Raw genomic sequence first — 19,684 nt, forward strand, 5'->3', positions numbered from 1 at the left:
CGTTCGTTTTCTTCAATATCTGAAATCGAAACACGTTCGGAGCGATTATGAATGACTCTCAGGCCCGCGCCCTGGCCTCCCGCTTTATTCGTCTGGCACCGGAAAAACGCAGTGTTTTTTTACAGGCGCTGAAACGGGAAGGCGTGGACTTTTCGGTATTTCCTATTGTCGCTGGCGAGCGGGAGCAGGGTGGCTGTCAGCTCTCTTATGCGCAACAACGGATGTGGTTTTTATGGCAGCTGGATCCTGAAAGCGCAGCGTACAATCTGCCCAACGTCACCGAGATCCGTGGGCCACTGGACGTGGCTGCGTTGAGTTGTGCATTAAATGATGTGGTTGCCCGCCATGAGAGTTTGCGCACGCTATTCCCCATCGATGAGCAAGGCCATCCTTATCAACATATTGAAGAATGGGCGTCTATCGAGATTGCCGTTGAGCACCTTTCCACAGACGATGCCGCTTCTTTCGAAGGCTCAAAAACTCCCGAAGACATCAAAAAACGTGTTGAGCAGGAGTCACTGATACCTTTTGATCTTGTCAAAGGTCCATTGCTGCGCGCGAAACTGTTCAGGTTGTCAAAAGAACACCATGTATTAGTAGTGACGCTCCATCATGTCGTCGCCGATGGTTGGTCGATTAATATTTTAATCGATGAATTAATGCAATATTACCAGGCGGAAACCACCGGTGATAAATCTCAATTACCGACGTTGCCAATTCAGTACGCCGACTACGCGTTATGGCAGCGCTGTTGGCTGGAGGCCGGTGAGTTACAAAAGCAGTTGGACTATTGGTGCGAGCAATTACAAGGTGATCAACCGGTGCTGCAATTACCTACAGACCACGGTGCGCCAAAACAGCGGAGTTTCCAGGGTGCCCGTCACGAATGGCAGATTGATCCTCATGTTGCTGATGGTCTGCGGGCATTGGCGCAACAGCACAACACTAGTTTGTTCACGGTGCTGCTGGCAGCGTTTCAGGTATTGCTGTATCGCTACACTGGTGAGACCGATATTCGCGTTGGTGTGCCCGTCGCCAACCGGCACAGGGCGGAGACCGAGGGCCTGATCGGCTGCTTTATTAACACTCAGGTCATGCGTGCCAGTATCGATTTTCAGCAGACGTTCACCGATCTACTTGACGCCGTACGCAAACATACCCTCAAAGCACAGGCCAACCAGGACTTGCCCTTTGAACAACTGGTGGAGGCGCTGCAGCCGGAGCGCAGTTTTACGCATAACCCGTTGTTTCAGGTGCTGTTCAATCATCAGGCTTTGGTCGCAGATGTTAGTGATTTGAAAATTTCCAGCGGTCTTCAGGTTCGCCCGTTTGCATGGGACAAGCAAACCACGCAATTCGATCTAAAGCTTGATACCTGGGAAAAAAGCGGGCAGCTGTATGCCGCCTTCACCTATGCCCGGGATGTTTTCGAACACTCAACCGTGGAGAAGATTGCGGATTGTTGGCGGTTGCTGTTGAAGGCAATAGTGCAATCGCCGTCAACGGCTATCGGCGAACTATCGTTATTGGATGATGTGTTTTCGAAACGTATTTTGCGTGAGTGGAACCACAAGGATGTGGCATTGGCAAACGCCGAACCGGTACACACGCTGTTTGAAGCGAGGGCTGCTTTAACCCCTGATGCGCTTGCCGTGGTTAGTGAGGCGGATAATCACCAAGACAATTCTGTTGAACTGCAACTTACCTACAGGGAGCTGAACGCGCAAGCGAATCAACTGGCACGTTATTTACAGGCGCTGGGTGTCGGCCCGGATAGCCCGGTAGCCGTCGCGCTGGAGCGTTCACCGTCCCTGGTTGTGGCCATTTTAGCCGTGCTTAAAGCCGGTGGTGCCTATGTGCCGCTGGACCCTGAATACCCTGAACAGCGCCTGCATCACATGATGGCTGATAGCGGCGCCGATATCGTGCTGACTGAAAAAAACCTGCGCGCCCGGTTGCCGATGAAGAAAGATATCAAGGTTGTCACACTGGACTTCAGTACGGAAGCCTTGGCCTGGAATCAGCTTGATGAGGCTAACCTGGACATTGCCTGCAACGCGGCCAATCTCGCTTACATTATTTACACCTCGGGCACCACGGGTAAGCCGAAAGGTGTGGCGGTCAACCATGGCAATTTGTGCCACTACCTGCAAGCGTTAGAGGACGAACTGACGCTACCTGCCACAGGCAACTTCGCCATGGTATCCACCTGCGCCGCCGATCTTGGCCACACCGTCTTCTACGGCGCGCTTTGCGGCGGTCGTACGCTGCACCTAGTACAGAAAGAAGTGACATTGGATGCTGAACGATTCGCCGGGTATATGGAACGCCACGCCATCACTGTCGTGAAAATGGTACCCAGCCATCTACAAGGTCTGTTGCAGGCCCACAGCAGTCAGGCGGCGATACCCAGCCAGTGTCTGATACTGGGGGGGGAGGCCTGTTCACCGGCATTGGTGCAACGGATAAGCAAGTTGCGTCCGGGCTGCCGCATCGTCAATCACTACGGCCCGACCGAAACCACTGTGGGCGCATTAACCCACCAGATGGAATCACTAAGCGGGGAGGCGGCGAGTATTCCCCTGGGTCAACCCCTGGCGGGTAGCTGTGCCTACGTTGTTGACGAGGCGTTAAACCCGGTGCCGACCCAGGCCATTGGCGAATTTTTTATTGGCGGCACCGGACTGGCCCGGGGCTATTGCGGTAGGGCCGCCGACACCGCGGAGCGGTTTGTGCCCAACCCTTTTGCAGGGGCGGATGGTGAGCGCCTGTATCGCAGCGGCGACCGGGTGCGGCGTAACAAAAATGACGACGTTGTGTTTTTGGGGCGCATCGATAAGCAAATAAAAATCCGTGGGTTTCGTATAGAAATCGACGAAATCGAAGCCCCCCTGAAGCAGTCATCCAGTATTGTTGATGCCGCTGTTTCAATGATTCACGGCGAGCAGAAGGAACCGCTGTTGGTGGCTTATGTGGTGCCGAAAGATCAGGCCTTAGTCGATGCAAAGGATGAATCACACAGTCAGTTTTGCGCCACACTAAAAACCGAACTGTTGCAGACGTTGCCCGATTACATGGTGCCCAACCACTATGTAGCATTGGCCAGATTGCCAATTACTGCCAACGGCAAACTGGATCGCAAAGCGCTGCCCGCCGTTGATGCCCATGATCTACAACGGCAATACCGGCCACCACAAACACCGCTACAGAAACAAATAGCGACTGTCTGGCAGGAGGTCTTGGGTGTCGAGCGAGTCGGTCTCGACGATAATTTTTTTGCACTGGGTGGTCACTCATTGCTGATCACGCAGGTGGTTACCCGCTTGCGCCGAGCGGTTAATGCCGAACTGCCACTGCGAACGCTGTTCGAAGCCAGTGATTTTGAGGTGTTTTGCCAGACAGTCGCCGAATGGGTCGATAAAACTAATCCAGAGGCCCAGGTGCAGGTGATCGACCCCGTGCCTCGGGATCAGCCGCTATCCCTGTCATTTGCACAAACCCGCCAGTGGTTATTGTGGCAAATGGAACCGTCGAGTGCGGCCTACAACATCAATCTCGCTTTTCGTATTCGTGGCGATCTGGATATTCCCGCGTTGCAGAAAAGTTTTGATTACCTGATGGCGCGCCATGAAATCTGGCGAACCCATTTTCAAGAAGACGGCGATAGTGCCTATCAAATCATTGCTGCTGCGCAACCCTTCGACCTGACGCCTGAACGTCTACCTGCCGGTGTCGATTCGGAAGACCGGCTCCGCGCTCTTGGTCAGGAGCCATTCGACCTGCTGAAGGGGCCGCTGTTGCGGGTCAAACTGATCCAGTTGGACGAGCAGGATTATCTGTTGGCGGTGGTTCAGCATCATGTGATTTCTGATGGTTGGTCGATGCAGGTACTGGTCAATGAACTGGCTGACGTTTACGGCGCTTTCCGGCAGGGGCAGGAACCGGACATAGCCCCATTGCCAATTCAATATGCGGACTTCGCCCAATGGCAGCGCCGTTTTTTTGATGGGGCGGAGAAAGACCGTCAACTCAACTATTGGCGGCAGCGGCTGGGCGATGACCACCCGGTACTGGAATTGCCCACCGACTTCCCACGACCAACTCAACCGAGTTTTGCTGGTGCCGATCACACCTTTACGCTGCCACAGGAATTGGTAAAAAAAATCGACCACCAGGCCCGCGCATTGGGCGTCACGCCCTTTATGTGGTTTTTGGCCTCGTTCCAGATTTTGCTCTACCGCTACAGCGGCCAGGAACAGATTCGGGTGGGCGCGCCGATCGCCAACCGTACCCGGCTCGAAACTGAGCGTCTGGTCGGTTTTTTTGTTAATACGCAGGTGCATCGCGCGGATATCACCGGCGACATGACAGTCACCGAGCTGCTGCGTGAAACCAAACAGCGCGCCCTGGAAGCGCAGGATTACCAGGATTTGCCGTTTGAGCAACTGGTGGCGGCCTTGCAGCCGGAGCGGAGTGCGTCTTATTCGCCATTGTTTCAGGTGATGTTTAATTATCAGTCCAGCCACGGCCTGGTGTCGGATACCCAGTTGGCGGCGGTCGGAGATATGGCGCTCAACGAGGTGTTTTGGGATAACCAGACCGCTCAGTTTGATCTTTCCCTGGTACTTACCGAGCGTTCATCTGGGCTTTCCGCAACTTTTAATTATGCGACGGACTTGTTTCAGCCGAAGACGGTTGAGCGTTTTGCCGCGCATTGGCAGCGTTTATTGACGGCGATGGTGAGCCGACACGATATGCCTGTCGCCGAATTGCCGATGCTCGGCAAAGACGAATTGCATCAGATTTTTGCTGAGAGGAACTGCAAGGGAGGCGATAGCGGACAGACGGTGGATATGGCCCGCCAATTTGAGGCGCAGGTTGAAAAAACGCCGAATGCAACGGCCCTTATTTTTCCGCAACAACAGAACCAGCCCGAGCAACGTCTGACTTATGCTGAGTTGAACGCTCGGGCCAATCGACTGGCATGGCGGTTGCGCGAACTCGGTATCGGCCCGGACATGCTGATCGGTGTTGCGGTGGAGCGTTCTCTCGACATGGTGTCTGCCGTTCTGGCCATTCTGAAGGCGGGCGGCGCTTACGTGCCACTGGACCCCGCTTTCCCGCAGGATCGGTTGGTCTACATGGCCGACAACAGTCGCCTGTCTTTATTAGTGACTCAGAAATCGCTCGACGACAGGTTGCCATTCTCAGACGATATCCAACGGGTATTTTTGGAAGAAGACCGCTCGGATTACCCAGTGGATAACTTGTCCGCTCCGGTCCACGAGAAAAATCTGGCCTATATGATTTTCACATCGGGCACTACGGGCTTACCCAAAGGCGTCGGTATTGATCATGGATCACTGGCGCGCCATTCGGAAATTTACGCCAACCGTCTGGCATTGAATAACACGGACTGTGTACTGCAGTACGCCACGCTCAATTTCGATACTTTCGGCGAGCAGGTGTTTCCCTCACTCTTCCGGGGAGCTTGCGTGATTGTGCGGGGAGAAGAAATCTGGGACCACGATACGTTCTACAGCAATCTGCTGCATTACGGCATCAGCGTGGCAAATCTGACGCCATCACTCTGGTTTCATCTGATCAAAGATTTTTCCGACAAAGGTTTAAACGATTTTGGACGCTTGCGCCGTATGATCGTTGGCGGTGAGGCGATGTCTCCCGAGGCGCTAATTCTCTGGCGACAACTGGGTCTGTCTGAACAGGCCAAGCTGTGGAATTTTTATGGGCCGACCGAGGCCACCGCCGCTGCCACCAGTTTTTGCTGCAATGTTTTTTTTGACAGCGAGAATCCCATACCTGCAGTGATTCCCATTGGTGAGCCTCTGCAGGAGCGTGCGGTTTATGTCGTTAGCAATGACCTGAACCTACTACCTGGTGGTGTGGCGGGGGAATTGCTGATAGGAGGCGATTTGCTGGCCCGTGGTTACCACGGCAAACCCGCCTTAACGGCGGAGCGTTTTGTTCCTGACCCGTATGGTGAGGAGGGCGGAGGTCGCTTATACCGCACTGGCGATTTGGCGCGGTATCGTTCGGACGGCAATATAGAGTACTTAGGCCGTATCGATCACCAGGTGAAGATCCGCGGCTTCCGGATTGAGCTGGGCGAGATTGAATCACAGCTGCAGTCGCTGTCTGTTGTTAAAGAGGCGGTGGTGCTTGCCCAGGAAATCGGTGATACCGGTGGTCAGCAACTGGTGGTGTATGTGGTACCGGCGGACAGCGCCCTGGTGACCGACAAAGCTGATACCGAAGCACAAAACACCTTCCGCAGCGAAGTGAAGTCTCAGCTTCAGGCGAGTCTGCCGGAGTATATGGTCCCCCATCAATACGTGTTACTGGATCACTTACCGTTGACCCCGAATGGCAAACTGGACCGCAAGGCCTTGCCGAAGTTGGATGGCAGTGCCTTTAGCCGCCAATACGAACCCCCGCAAACAGAGCTGGAACAACAACTGGCCAGCATCTGGCAGGACGTGCTGGGCGTTGAGCAGGTCGGACTCAATGATAATTTCTTTGAACTGGGTGGGCATTCTCTGCTGGCGACCCAGGTGGTGTCTCGCATCCGCCACAGGTTGGATACTGATCTGCCATTACGGACCTTATTTGAAGCCGCAGACCTGCGCATTTTGGCTCAGCGGATTGCGACGGCATCTCCCGTTCAGGTGGTTCCGATTGAGCAGGTGTCTCGGGAACAGTCTCTGCCACTCTCCTACGCCCAGCAACGCCAGTGGGTGTTATGGCAACTGGCCCCGGAGAGTACGGCCTACCATATCAGCGCGGCGTTGCGTTTAACCGGCAGGCTAAATCAGGAAGCCCTGCGCCACAGCTTCGATGCAGTGATTGCACGGCACGAAGTGCTGCGTACACACTTTGGTGAGCTTGACGGTGAACTGTGTCAGATTATTGTGCCGGAGCTAAGCTTACCTCTCCTGTCTCAAACACTAGAAATCACTGAAGGTGAAACCGTAGACCAGGCTTTAAAACGCCTGCTGCAAACCCATGCCAACCAGCCTTTTGATCTTAGCCAGGGGCCGTTACTGCGGGCTCATCTGATTAAATTCGGTAGCGACGACCATGTGCTGTCGCTGGTGCAACACCACATTGTCTCCGATGCCTGGTCCATGCGGGTGATGGTGGAAGAACTGGTATCGGCTTACCAGGCCTACAGCCAGAACCAGCAACCGGATTTTCCCGAGTTACCCATTCAGTATGCGGACTACGCGGCTTGGCAACGGCAGGTCATGGAAGCCGGTGAAGCCGATCGGCAGCTCGCTTACTGGCGGGAGCAGTTGGGTGATGAACAGCCGGTGTTGGAGCTACCGACGGATTATCCGCGTCCCCAGCTACCCAGCTACCGGGGTGCGACCTTTACTCAAGGACTGCCAAAGGATTTATCTGAACGAGTGATCTCAGAGGCGAAGCGTGTAGGAGTGACGCCGTTTATGCTGCTGCTGGCGTCGTTCCAGGCTTTGTTGCATCGCTACAGTGGTCAGGACGACATTCGGGTGGGTGTGCCCATTGCCAACCGCACCCGTTTAGAAACCGAGCGGCTGATCGGCTTTTTTGTCAACACCCAGGTGCTGCGGGCGCAGATAAGCCCCGAGCTAACGGTTAACGAACTGCTGCAACAGGTTAAGCACACGGCGCTGGAAGCACAGGCACATCAGGACTTACCGTTCGAGCAGTTGGTGGAAGCCTTGCAACCGGAGCGGAGTTTAAGCACTACACCTCTGTTCCAGGTGATGTTCAATTACCATGATGGCGGAAATAGCGAGTCAGGCCATGTCTTGAGACGACTGGATGGTCTGACTGTGGAGAGTGTGCCCGACGAACAACAAACCGCGCAGTTTGACCTGACGCTGACGATTACTTCGTCATTGGAAGGTCTGTTCGCCACATTTAACTACGGTACGGATCTGTTTGAGGCCGAGACGATAGAGCGCCTCGCAGAGCATTGGCAGCGGTTGTTGGAGTCTATGATCCATCAGCCCGCTCAACGTGTAGCGGAATTGACACTACTCAGCGCTGCAGAAACCAGCGGTATCCTGAAGGCGTGGAATGAAACGGCAGGGGATTACGGTGAAGGCACCTGTATCCATACGCTGTTTGAACAGCAGGTGGAGAATGCCCCAGAGGCCACGGCCCTGATTTTCCCGGCGCAAGATTGCCAACCGGAACAGATCCTTACCTATGCAGAGCTGAACACTAAAGCCAATCAATTGGCTCATTCCTTAAGGCAAAAAGGTGTAGGCCCGGATGTGCTGGTGGGGATTGCGGTGGAGCGATCGTTTGATAGGGTGGTTGGCCTGCTGGCGATTCTAAAGGCCGGGGGGGCTTATGTGCCGCTGGACCCGGAGTATCCGCAGGAACGTCTAGCCTACATAATGCAGGACAGCGGTATTGAACTGCTGTTAACGCAATCCGGGCTGCAACAGAGTTTACCCGTTCCAAGCAACGTTAACATCCTGTGTCTGGATGAACTTGAGAGTTGGCGTCAAAAAGCCACCACTAACTTACCTCTGATCACCAGCCCGCATAATCTGGCTTATGTGATTTACACGTCGGGGTCCACCGGCAAACCCAAGGGAACATTACTGGCGCATCGCAATGTCAGCCGATTAATGCAGGCCACCCAACAGTGGTTCCACTTTGGCCGTCACGATGTGTGGACCTTGTTTCACTCCTATGCTTTTGATTTCTCGGTCTGGGAGATTTTCGGTGCACTACTGCATGGCGGTAAGTTGTTGATCGTTACCCGTGAAGCCGCGCGCGCCAGCGATGACTTTTACCGGCTTTTATGTGATTACCAAGTGACCATCTTAAACCAAACGCCGTCTGCGTTTAGGCCGCTGATAGCCCTGGCTTGTGAACATGCGCAAGCCGGAAACAAAAGCATGGCGTTACGTCATGTCATTTTGGGTGGTGAAGCACTGGCAGCGGAAACCCTGCAACCCTGGTTTGAGTGCTTTGGTGATCAAACGCCGCAACTGACTAACATGTACGGCATTACTGAAACCACAGTGCATGTGACCTATCGCCCAATGACCGCAGTCGACCGTGCCGGAAGCCCGATTGGAGAGCGAATTGTTGATCTTAGCTGGTATGTGTTGGACCTGGAAGGCCAGCCGGTGCCCCCCGGCTGCAGCGGTGAGTTGCACGTTGGAAAAGCAGGGCTGGCGCGTGGCTACCTGAGTCGACCGGGTTTAACCGCAGAACGTTTTGTGCCCGATCCCTTCAGCGCAAAACCAGGCCAACGTTTGTATCGAACAGGTGATCTGGCTCGCTACCAAATCGATGGCGCTATCGATTACTTGGGGCGTATCGATCACCAGGTCAAAATTCGCGGTTTTAGAATTGAGCTGGGGGAAATCGAATCACAGCTCAGCGCTCAGGATTCGGTCAAGGATGCAGTGGTGCTGGCACAGCAGGTGGGCACTACAGGTGGCCAGCAGTTGGTGGCTTATGTGATACCCAGCGACCTCTCTCTATTGAGCGGCGATACAGAATCGCACGAGGAGGTTCTCAATAACTTCCGAGCAGCTCTGAAGACGCGATTACAAGCTGTTCTGCCGGATTACATGGTGCCCAATCAATATCTGCTGCTTAAACAGTTCCCCTTGACTGCCCATGGAAAATTGGACCAAAAAGCGTTACCTGAAATTGACAGCAGTGTCTTAACGCAAGCCTATAAAGCGCCGCAGACCGAATTGGAACAGCAATTGGCCTCTGTCTGGGCGTCGGTTTTGGATGTCGAGCGCGTAGGGCTTAACGACAATTTTTTCGAGTTGGGAGGGCATTCCCTGCTGGCTATGAAACTGCATGGGCAGATGCGTTCGAACGGAATTTCTACGCCGGTTCGTACCTTATTCCGTTATCCCCGGTTCCAGGAGTTTTGCAGGGCGGTACAGGCCGATCCATCCGATGCCAACACTACCGAGTTTATTGCACCGCCCAATCTTATTCCACAAGGCTGTCAAGCCATCCAACCGGACATGCTGACATTGCTGGAGTTAACTCCCGGTGAGATTAACCGTATTGAAAATCAAGTGTTGGGTGCTGCGGAAAATATCCAAGATATTTACCCCTTGGCGCCGCTTCAACAGGGTATTTTGTTTCACCATATTTTAGAGAAAGATAACGACCCTTATATCACCTTTCATATAGTGAGTTTCGACACCAAGTGGCGTCTTGAATGGTTTATTGATCGCCTTAACACGGTCATTAATCGCCACGATATTCTGCGAACTTCCGTGCACTGGGAGGGGCTTATTGAGCCTGTGCAAGTGGTGTCTCGAAAAGCGCCTTTGCACACCTGTTGGATTTCAAGGGGCGATGAAGTTTCCGCACTCGAACAATTACAACATCGGGTGGATTGTAGCCGAATAGACCTCACTCAGGCGCCACTGATTAAAGCGACAGCGATTCAGGATGAGGCGGAAAATCGTTGGTTATTGAGTGTATTGATACACCATATGATTGACGATAACACCACCCTGCAGAGAATAATTCATGAGATTGGAGCGCCGGAAGAAAATCAGAAGGACAAATTAACACAGCCCCTGCCATTTAGAAATTACATCGCCCAGTGCCGGCATTTAGTTAACGATGCTGAGCACGAAAAATTTTTTACTCGGCTGCTGGGTGATATTGAAGAGACATCGGCACCGTTTAATATTTTAAATATACTCAACAATGGTTTAAATATATCGCAGTCGCGGCGGGATTTAGCTGACGAGCTGGCGTTATCGCTACGCCAACAGGCCAAGCGTTATGGAGTGAGTCCCGCCGTTGTCTTTCATTTATGTTGGGCGCTGGTTGTCAGTAAAACATCGGGTCGCAGTGATGTGGTGTTTGGCACTGTGTTGTTTGGTCGGATGTTAGCCGGTGGCGATTATCAAAAAGCCGTGGGTTTGTTTATCAATACTTTACCATTTCGCTGCCAGTTGGATGGCCAGGACATTGTGGGTTCTCTGTTAGCCGCTCAAAAGATGCTTAATGACCTTCTGGAATACGAGCATGTCAGCCTGTCGATTGCGCAGCGTTACAGTGGGTTGCCGGGTAATACGCCGCTGTTTACTTCACTGTTAAATTACCGCCATACCTCGCAGGATACCGACAACGACTCCGCCGGCCATTTGCAAGGTGTTGCAGTGCTGCGAGGCAAAGAGCGGACGAATTATCCGGTTTCTATGTCGGTTAACGATGATGGTATCGGCTTTAGTTTAATCGCCAAAGTTGATAACAGCATTCAATCAGAGCTGGTGTGCGACTTGATGCATAGCACCGTTGTTCAGGTCACAAAAGTTTTAACGGAATCCTCGCAGAAAATTTGTTCCGACCTGGATTTGCTGAATGAAAATCAGCGATCCCGCGTTCTGCATGCTTGCAATGCAACGTTTAATGACTACGGCAAGGTATCTGGTTTTCACCGTTTATTTGAGGCTCAAAGCGCGCAGACTCCCAATGCTCCAGCGGTGATCATTCCCGCACAAGGCGAGCAGCCGGAGCGGACATTGACCTATACTGAGCTAAACAGCCGCGCCAACCAACTGGCCCGCAGTTTGAGAAAGCAGGGCGTGGGGCCGGACGTGTTGGTGGGGATAGCCGTGGAGCGTTCCCTTGATATGGTTATTGGTCTGCTCGGGATTGCCAAAGCCGGCGGTGCCTATGTGCCTTTGGACCCGGAATATCCTGCGGAGCGGCTGGGTTATATGGTGCGGGACAGTGGCGCCGTTTTGGTGCTGACACAACAGCAGCTGCGTGCTCGATTGCCCGCGTTTGAGGGCGTGACTGTGCTTAGCATGGACATTGGGCTTTGTCAGGACACAGGGTTTTGCCTGGAGAGCGACCCACAATTATCGGGGTCGCAATCAGGAACTGACAATCTGACGTCGATGGTTTCGCCTGGCAACCTTGCTTACGTTATTTATACCTCGGGGACAACCGGTACACCCAAGGGCGTGGCGGTGAGCCATGGTTCGCTAGTTAATTATATTAAAGCGTTGAATGATCGAGTGGCGCTGCCCACCACCGGTAATTTCGCGATGGTCTCGACGTACGCCGCCGATTTGGGGCATACCATGTTTTACTGTGCCCTGTGTAGCGGTCGAGCCTTGCTACTGATGCCGCAGGACGCAGTATTGGATGCGGACAAGTTTGCCGGTTGTATGACCGATCACGCCATCAGCGCTTTAAAAATTGTGCCGAGTCATCTGTTGAGTCTGTTGCGGGCACATAACACGATGGCCGTGATGCCCAGCCAGTGCCTAGTACTGGGTGGCGAGCCGTGTCCGGCAAAGCTGGTGCAGCGTGTGCGGGCACTGCGGCCCGATTGTCAGATCATCAACCACTATGGCCCGACGGAAGCCACCGTGGGGGTACTTACCCACAGTGTCCATAATCCGGATATCGAGTCCGCCAGCGTTGCGCTGGGTAGCCCCCTGACCAATAACCGCGTGTACATCGTCGATGCGGCAGTGAATCCTGTATTGGCGGAAGTTGCCGGGGAAGTTTATATCGGTGGCGCAGGTTTGGCGCGTGGATATCACGGCAAACCCGCCGCGACCGCAGAGCGTTTTGTGCCTGACCCGCTGTCCGGCGAAGTCGGTGGGCGCCTTTACCGCAGCGGTGATGTGGCGCGCCGCGACTCAAGTGGCAATGTGCTGTTCTTAGGGCGTGCTGACCACCAGATAAAGGTTCGCGGTTATCGTATTGAAATCGGCGAGATTCAAGCCTGCCTCAGGCAATGTCCTCAAGTTCGAGATGCGGCCGTTGTCGTCACCGGGGACGATAGCGACCAGCGACAGCTGGTGGCTTATCTGGTACCGGAAAACGCCGATAGCTTGGTCGCGAACAACACTGAGCAAAAAGCCTTTTGGGATGTGCTCAAAGCGCAGCTAAAGAGGACTTTACCGGACTACATGATTCCCAGCCAATGTGTGTTGCTGGCACAGCTACCACTGACCACTAACGGCAAGTTAGACCGCAACGCCTTGCTTGCTGTTAAAAGCAGCGACGATGTTCGGCGCTACGAAAAACCAAAAACTGAGTTGGAGCGGAAGTTGGCGGTGATTTGGCAGGAGGTAATCGGTATAGAGCGGGTCGGGCGCAATGACAACTTCTTTGAGCTGGGTGGACACTCCTTGTTGTCGATTCAGTTATTGGGGCGCATTCGTCAGCAAGGCTGGACGGCTTCGGTAAAGGATTTGTTCCTCCACCCGCAATTAAGCGATTTTGCCCAGATGGTGCAAGTCACTGCTGATCAAGTGACTGTGCCTGCCAACGGTATTCCCGCAGATTGCCAGGTGTTGACACCGGATATGGTCACCTTGGTGGATTTAAGTTCCGCACAATTGCAGGCCATTGTTGCAGCCGTGCCTGGTGGCGCCGGCAACATCCAGGATATTTATCCCTTGGCGCCGCTGCAGGAAGGGATTCTTTTTCACCACTTACTGGCTGATGAAGGTGATGTCTATATTGGTTTAAAATCCATGCGTTTTTCCAGCCTGAAAAAACTTGAGCAATTTATTGCAAGCTTTAACCAGGTCATCGTCCGCCATGACATTCTGCGCACGGCTATCCACTGGGAAGGACTTAATGATTCCGTTCAGGTTGTTTACCGGCAAGCGCCCCTGGCACTGCAATGGTTGACGGTTAATCTGGACCTCTGCGTTGCCGAGCAGCTCAACGCTTATGTCGATAAATGCAGTTACCGTGTTGATGTTTGCCGGGCACCGCTTATCGAAGCGATAGCGGTGTATGATCCGCAGCAGTCCCGGTACCTGTTACAGTTAACCAATCATCACTTGGTCTCGGATCACACCACCTTGGAACAAATCATCGAGGAAATCGGCCTGATCCAGGACGGGCGGGTGGCGGAATTGCCCGTCCCTTTACCGTTTCGCAACTTTGTTGCCCAAGCCCGCCTGGGTGTTGCAGAGCAAGCACACGAAGCGTTCTTCACCCAAATGCTGGGCGACATCGACGAACCCACAGCGCCCTTTGGTCTTTTGGATATCACTGGAGATGGCAGCAATATTGAAGAACTGCGTCAGCCGCTGCCCGGCGATCTGACTCTGTCTTTGAGGGAACAGGCTCAGCGTTATGGAGTTAGCGCAACGTCTCTGTTTCATTTGGCTTGGGGGTTGGTTGTGGCCAACACATCGGGCCGTAAAGAGGCGGTGTTTGGCACAGTATTGTTTGGCCGGATGCAAGGTCTGGAAGGTGCGGAGCGGGCCTTGGGTTTGTTTGTTAACACTCTCCCTGTGCGGATAAAACTTCAGGATCTCTCCGTGGAGCATGCTCTTCGGAAAACCCACGAGTCCCTGGCAGAATTGATTCATCATGAGCACGCCAGCTTGGCTCTGGCCCATCGGTGCAGTGCCCTGACCGGTGGAACACCTCTGTTCTCGACATTGCTTAATTATCGCTACAGCGCCTCGGAAACCCCAACCCAGTCGCAAACTGCTTGGGACGGCATCGAGCTATTGCATGATGAAGAGCGTACCAACTATCCAATGGCGCTCTCGGTGGATGACTCGGGGGAGGGGTTTAGCTTAAAAATTCAAGTGTGTTCGGTATTGGATGCCGAAAGCGTTGGTTTCTATATGATTGAGGCTTTATCTGGACTCGTGAGAATGTTGGCCATCAACCCCCGGCAACGGGTAGCGGAAATATCCATTCTCAGTGCGCAAGAGAGGGATCGTTTCCAGCAGGCTTGGTACGCCATGGACATTTACTCCAACCAATTCACGCCTGTCCACCAAATGTTTGAACAACAAGTGAGAGCTACCCCCGATGCCACCGCGTTAATCTTTCCGGCGCAGGGGGGCAGGCCCGAGCAGCGCTTGAGCTACGATGGTTTAAACGCCAGGGCCAATCAACTGGCATGGAGAATGCATAACTTAAAGGTTGGCCCGGACCAACGAGTCGGTATTGCCGTAGAGCGCTCTCTCGATATGGTGGTTGCGGTATTGGCGACGCTTAAGGCCGGCGCTGTTTATGTGCCGTTGGATCCGGCCTTGCCGGAAGAACGCTTGGCCTACATGGCCGATAACAGCGGCTTGGCACTGTTGCTAACGCAGAAATCCATCGGCAGCACATCTTGGTTATCGGATCAGGTGGGGCGTGTATGTCTGGATGATGACCATTCGGATTATCCGCGGGACAATCCGGTAGTTGCCATCCACCACCATCATCTGGTCTATACAATTTTTACCTCGGGCACCACCGGCTGGCCCAAAGGGGTGAGTATCGATCAGGGATCGCTGGCACACCACGTGCAAACCTACGCCGACCGGCTTGCCATCAACGATATGGACTGCGTGTTGCAATACGCGACCCTGAATTTTGATACCTTTGGCGAGCAGGTATTTCCGTCACTGTGTCGTGGTGCCTGTGTCATAGTAAGGGGCGATGAAATCTGGGATCACGACAGCTTCTATCGCAATTTGCTGGACTACGACATCAGTGTGGTGAACCTGACGCCATCCATGTGGCGAAACCTGCTTAACGATTTTGCTGCCAAGGGGCTGGGTAATTTCGGTCGCTGGCGGTGCATGATTCTCGGGGGGGAGGCGATGCCACCCGAGGCACTGGCTATCTGGCAGCGACTGGGGCTGTCTGAACAAACCCGGTTGTGGAATTTCTACGGGCCTACGGAAGCCACTGCGGCGGCCACCAGCTTTTGCTGTGATGAGCTGTTTGCCGACGAGGCATCGTTACCCTCGGCGATACCGATTGGTGAGCCTCTGTCCGGGCGCAAGATTTGCGTGGTTAACCACGACCTGAATGTGTTGCCGCAAGGCGTGGTTGGAGAGCTGGTGATTGGTGGCCAGTTGCTGGCTCGGGGCTATCAAGGCCGGGCGGCATTAACAGCAGATCGCTTTGTGCCTGATCCTTTCGGCCGGCAAGGTGGTGATCGTTTGTACCGCAGCGGTGATTTAGCTCGGTATCGCACAGATGGCAATGTTGAATACCTGGGTCGCATCGATGACCAGGTGAAAATCCGTGGGTTCCGCATTGAATTGGGCGAAATTGAATCACAGCTCAATGCTCAAGACTCGGTAAAAAATGTGGCGGTACTCGCTCAACAGTCCGGCAGCGGTGTTCAACAATTAGTGGCTTATATTGTTCCCAAGGATGAGGTATTGGTGGGTAACAACGTTGATCATCACTCGAAAAACTACTTCTGGGGGAAACTGAAGGAGCGACTGCAGAGCGCTTTGCCCAATTACATGGTGCCCAGACAGTATGTACTGCTTGAGCACTTGCCCCTGACAGCCAACGGCAAGTTGGACCGGAAGGCGCTACCGGCTGTGGATGTCAATGCCCATGACCGACTCTACGAGGCGCCACAGACAGAGCTGGAACAAATGTTAGCGAATATCTGGCAAGACGTTTTAGGCGTTGAGCAGGTAGGCGTTAACGATAATTTCTTTGAGCTGGGAGGGGATTCCATTGTCGCCATCCAGCTGGTTAGTCGAGCGCGGCAGCAGGGGCTGCGGTTTACCCCCAAGGACGTGTTTCAATACCAAAGTCTGGGGCGATTGGCGATGGTAAGCCACGTTCCCAAAGAGCATATGGCTATTGACCAGGGGCCAGTGAAAGGCGACTTGCTCCTAACTCCCATCCAGCACTGGTTTTTTTCCACAGACATACCGGACCGGCAGCAATGGAACCAATCGGTGCTGCTTATCCCCATCGAACCACTGCAGTTGCCGGTGTTACAAACGGCACTTGAGCAGTTGTTGGTGCACCACGATGCTTTGCGCCTGCGCTTTACTCAAGATGAGGCATCGGCTCTGAGAGGGCCGGGGATTTTTATTACTGTGGAGCAAGCCCATGCACTGGCGGAAGAATGCCTCTGGCAAGTTACCCTAACAGATAAAACTGAGCTGAAATCCGTATTTAACGATGCGCAAAGAAGTTTTGATCTGGCTAGGGGACCGCTCATGCGCGTGGTATTGGCGGAGCTGTCAAACGGTGAGCAGCGTTTGTTGCTGGTGGTTCATCACTTGGTCGTCGATGGCGTTTCTTGGCGGATATTGTTAGAAGACCTGCAAACTGCTTATCAGCAAGCGTTGCTGAAACAAGCGATTAGCTTGCCGTTTAAAACCTGCTCGGTGCAGACTTGGTCTGAACAGCTACATCGTTATGCGCGTAGCGATGCGCTACGACAAGATCTGGGCTATTGGCAAAACCAACTGGCGACGCTGACCGGAGACTTACCTCGGGATAACCCGGATGGCAGCTTGGCGATAAAGCACGCTCGGCAAGTGAGCTGCCAACTCAATGCCAGTCAGACCCATCAGTTGCTGAAGGAGGCGCCGAGTGCCTATCGTACTCAGATTAACGACCTTCTGTTAACCGCGCTGGCACGAGTTATCGGGCGTTGGTCGGGACAACAGTCGGTAGTCATTCAATTGGAAGGCCACGGGCGCGAAGAGTTGTTCGAGGAGGTTGATCTGACTCGCACCTTGGGATGGTTCACCAGTGTTTATCCGGTGAAATTAACGCCCTCTGAATCCTTGGATTACTCACTGAAAATGATTAAGGAGCAATTGCGGGCGGTTCCCAATAAAGGTTTGGGTTACGGTGTGCTGCGTTATTTGGGAGATGAGTCTGTTCGGCGGTCGCTAAGTCAATTACCGGAAGCGCGCATCACCTTTAATTACCTGGGACAGTTTGATGGCAGTTTTGATAGTCATAGCTTATTTAAACCCGCCAGTGAAAATACCGGTAGCGGTCAAAGTGCAGAAGCGCCCTTAGGAAATTGGTTGTCGATCAGTGGTCAGGTTTATAACGGTGAGTTGAAATTAGGCTGGAATTTCAGTGGTGATATGTACCGCACGCAAACCATCGAGACTTTAGCAAACCAGTATGTCGAAGAGCTGCTTGGATTGATACAGCATTGTTGTGCAGGCTCACATAAAGGTGTTACACCTTCGGATTTTCCGTATGTAAATATATCCCAAGATCAGCTTGACGCTATCGCCTCGTTGACTGATTATATTGTCGATATTTTTCCATTGACGCCCACTCAGAAAACCATGCTTTGGTATAGTGTTAACCGACCGGAAAAAAATTATTACGTCAATCAGTCACGATTTGAGGTAGTGGGCCTGAACCCGGATAAGTTGCGCCAATCATGGTATGCGGTTGTTGATACCTACGAGGTTTTGCGCTCCCGTTTTTTCTGGAAAAATTTGCCTGATCCCGTCAGGGTCGTTATTAAACAAGATGGAATACCGTTTACTCTTATCGATTGGCAATCATCCGCGAATGACCCTGAATTAAACATTACTCATTGTATCGATGAGTTGGCTTTTGAAATTCTCGATAGAGATATTGCCTATGATCGCGAGCCATTATTACGGCTGGACTTGGTTAGTCTTGGAAATGGACGATTTCATATCATATATACCAATCATCACCTTTTGTTAGATGGTTGGAGCGCTTCTCTAGTTATGGCAAATGTTTTTAGGCACTATTTTGATGGCATTTTTCCGGTGCAAGATGATCATAATAATTATAAAAGCTATCTGGAGTGGTTGGGTCGGAAGAGCCTTGTTAGGGCTCGTAGCTTTTGGCTTGAAGCGTTAAAAGACTTAACGTCACCCACACTTTTTGCGAGTAAGTATTCTCAAAACGTGCTCGAGCAAGAAACGATCAAGCCCGAGTGGGGAGAATCATTTGATCGCCTAGGGATAAAGCAAACTGAGGCCATTAAACGCTTTGCCAAACAGGAAAAAGTCACAGTAAATACATTGGTGCAGGGCGCATGGATGTTGTTGCTACACGCTCTTTTTCGCCAGGATGTAGTGAGTTTTGGTTCAACCGTTTCTGGGCGACCGAGTGGGGTTAAAAATATTGATCGACAAGTTGGTTTGTTTATTAACACTATTCCAGTAGTTGCCAAGATCAATAACGCGATGATTTTGCCCGATTGGCTAAGAGAAGTGCAGGAATTCAACAGTAGCGCACGTGAATTTGAATATGTATCCACATTAGATATTAAATCCTGGGTTAATCAAAATTCTGAACTGTTCGATAGTGTTATCGTTTTTGAAAACTACCCTAACCCAGAATACACACTCAAAGGGAAGGGGCTGGAAGTACTTGCTTTAACAAAGCATGAATTTACCCATTATAGTTTAACTTTGTTATTTAGTTTGGGAGAGCAGCTAAGTTTACACATAAGTTATGCCCGCCAGCACTTGGATCAGCCATTGATAGAGCATATTGTCAATTTGTTTTGGGCGATATTATCGAGCTTTCCAAGTTTAGCTGAAGGCCGGATAAAGGATGTAATGAAAACTCTAGAGGGTAGGCAGGCAATGTCATTAACTTAGCGAGTAGCTGACTTCAAAAACACCGGGTTTTGGCTGATTCCTGACCCTGCTTCCAGCAGGGCCAGGCTTTAAGTTAATGGCATTGGGTAGGCAGGTAGATTCGATTTGAGCATTCTACTGAATGCTGTAATGTGATTGTCAAGGAAGCTTGCGGTCTAACGCCAAGCGATTCTGATGTTGTTGACCGCGGAACGTGTCAACGTCATTTGAGCCAGTTTTTTAAACATTACATTGCTTTTGTAATCGCCCGTGGCAACGTTGGGAAGTTCACGCCTTTTTCGATTGTCGCCTGATCAGCATCCTCTGGC

At 52.5% G+C, this 19,684-nt stretch carries 1 protein-coding gene; it reads left to right on the forward strand.

The genetic code is table 11. The features are described from left to right. Window positions 1-47: 47 nt before the first annotated feature. Window positions 48-19,376: a non-ribosomal peptide synthase/polyketide synthase gene (locus tag WG929_RS19660; RefSeq protein WP_416207431.1), complete on the forward strand. Its 19,329-nt coding sequence runs from the start codon at window positions 48-50 to the stop codon at window positions 19,374-19,376. Window positions 19,377-19,684: the final 308 nt, after the last annotated feature.

The sequence above is a fragment of the Oceanobacter antarcticus genome, from assembly GCF_044962685.1.
GTDB classification, from domain to species: domain Bacteria; phylum Pseudomonadota; class Gammaproteobacteria; order Pseudomonadales; family Oceanobacteraceae; genus Oceanobacter; species Oceanobacter antarcticus.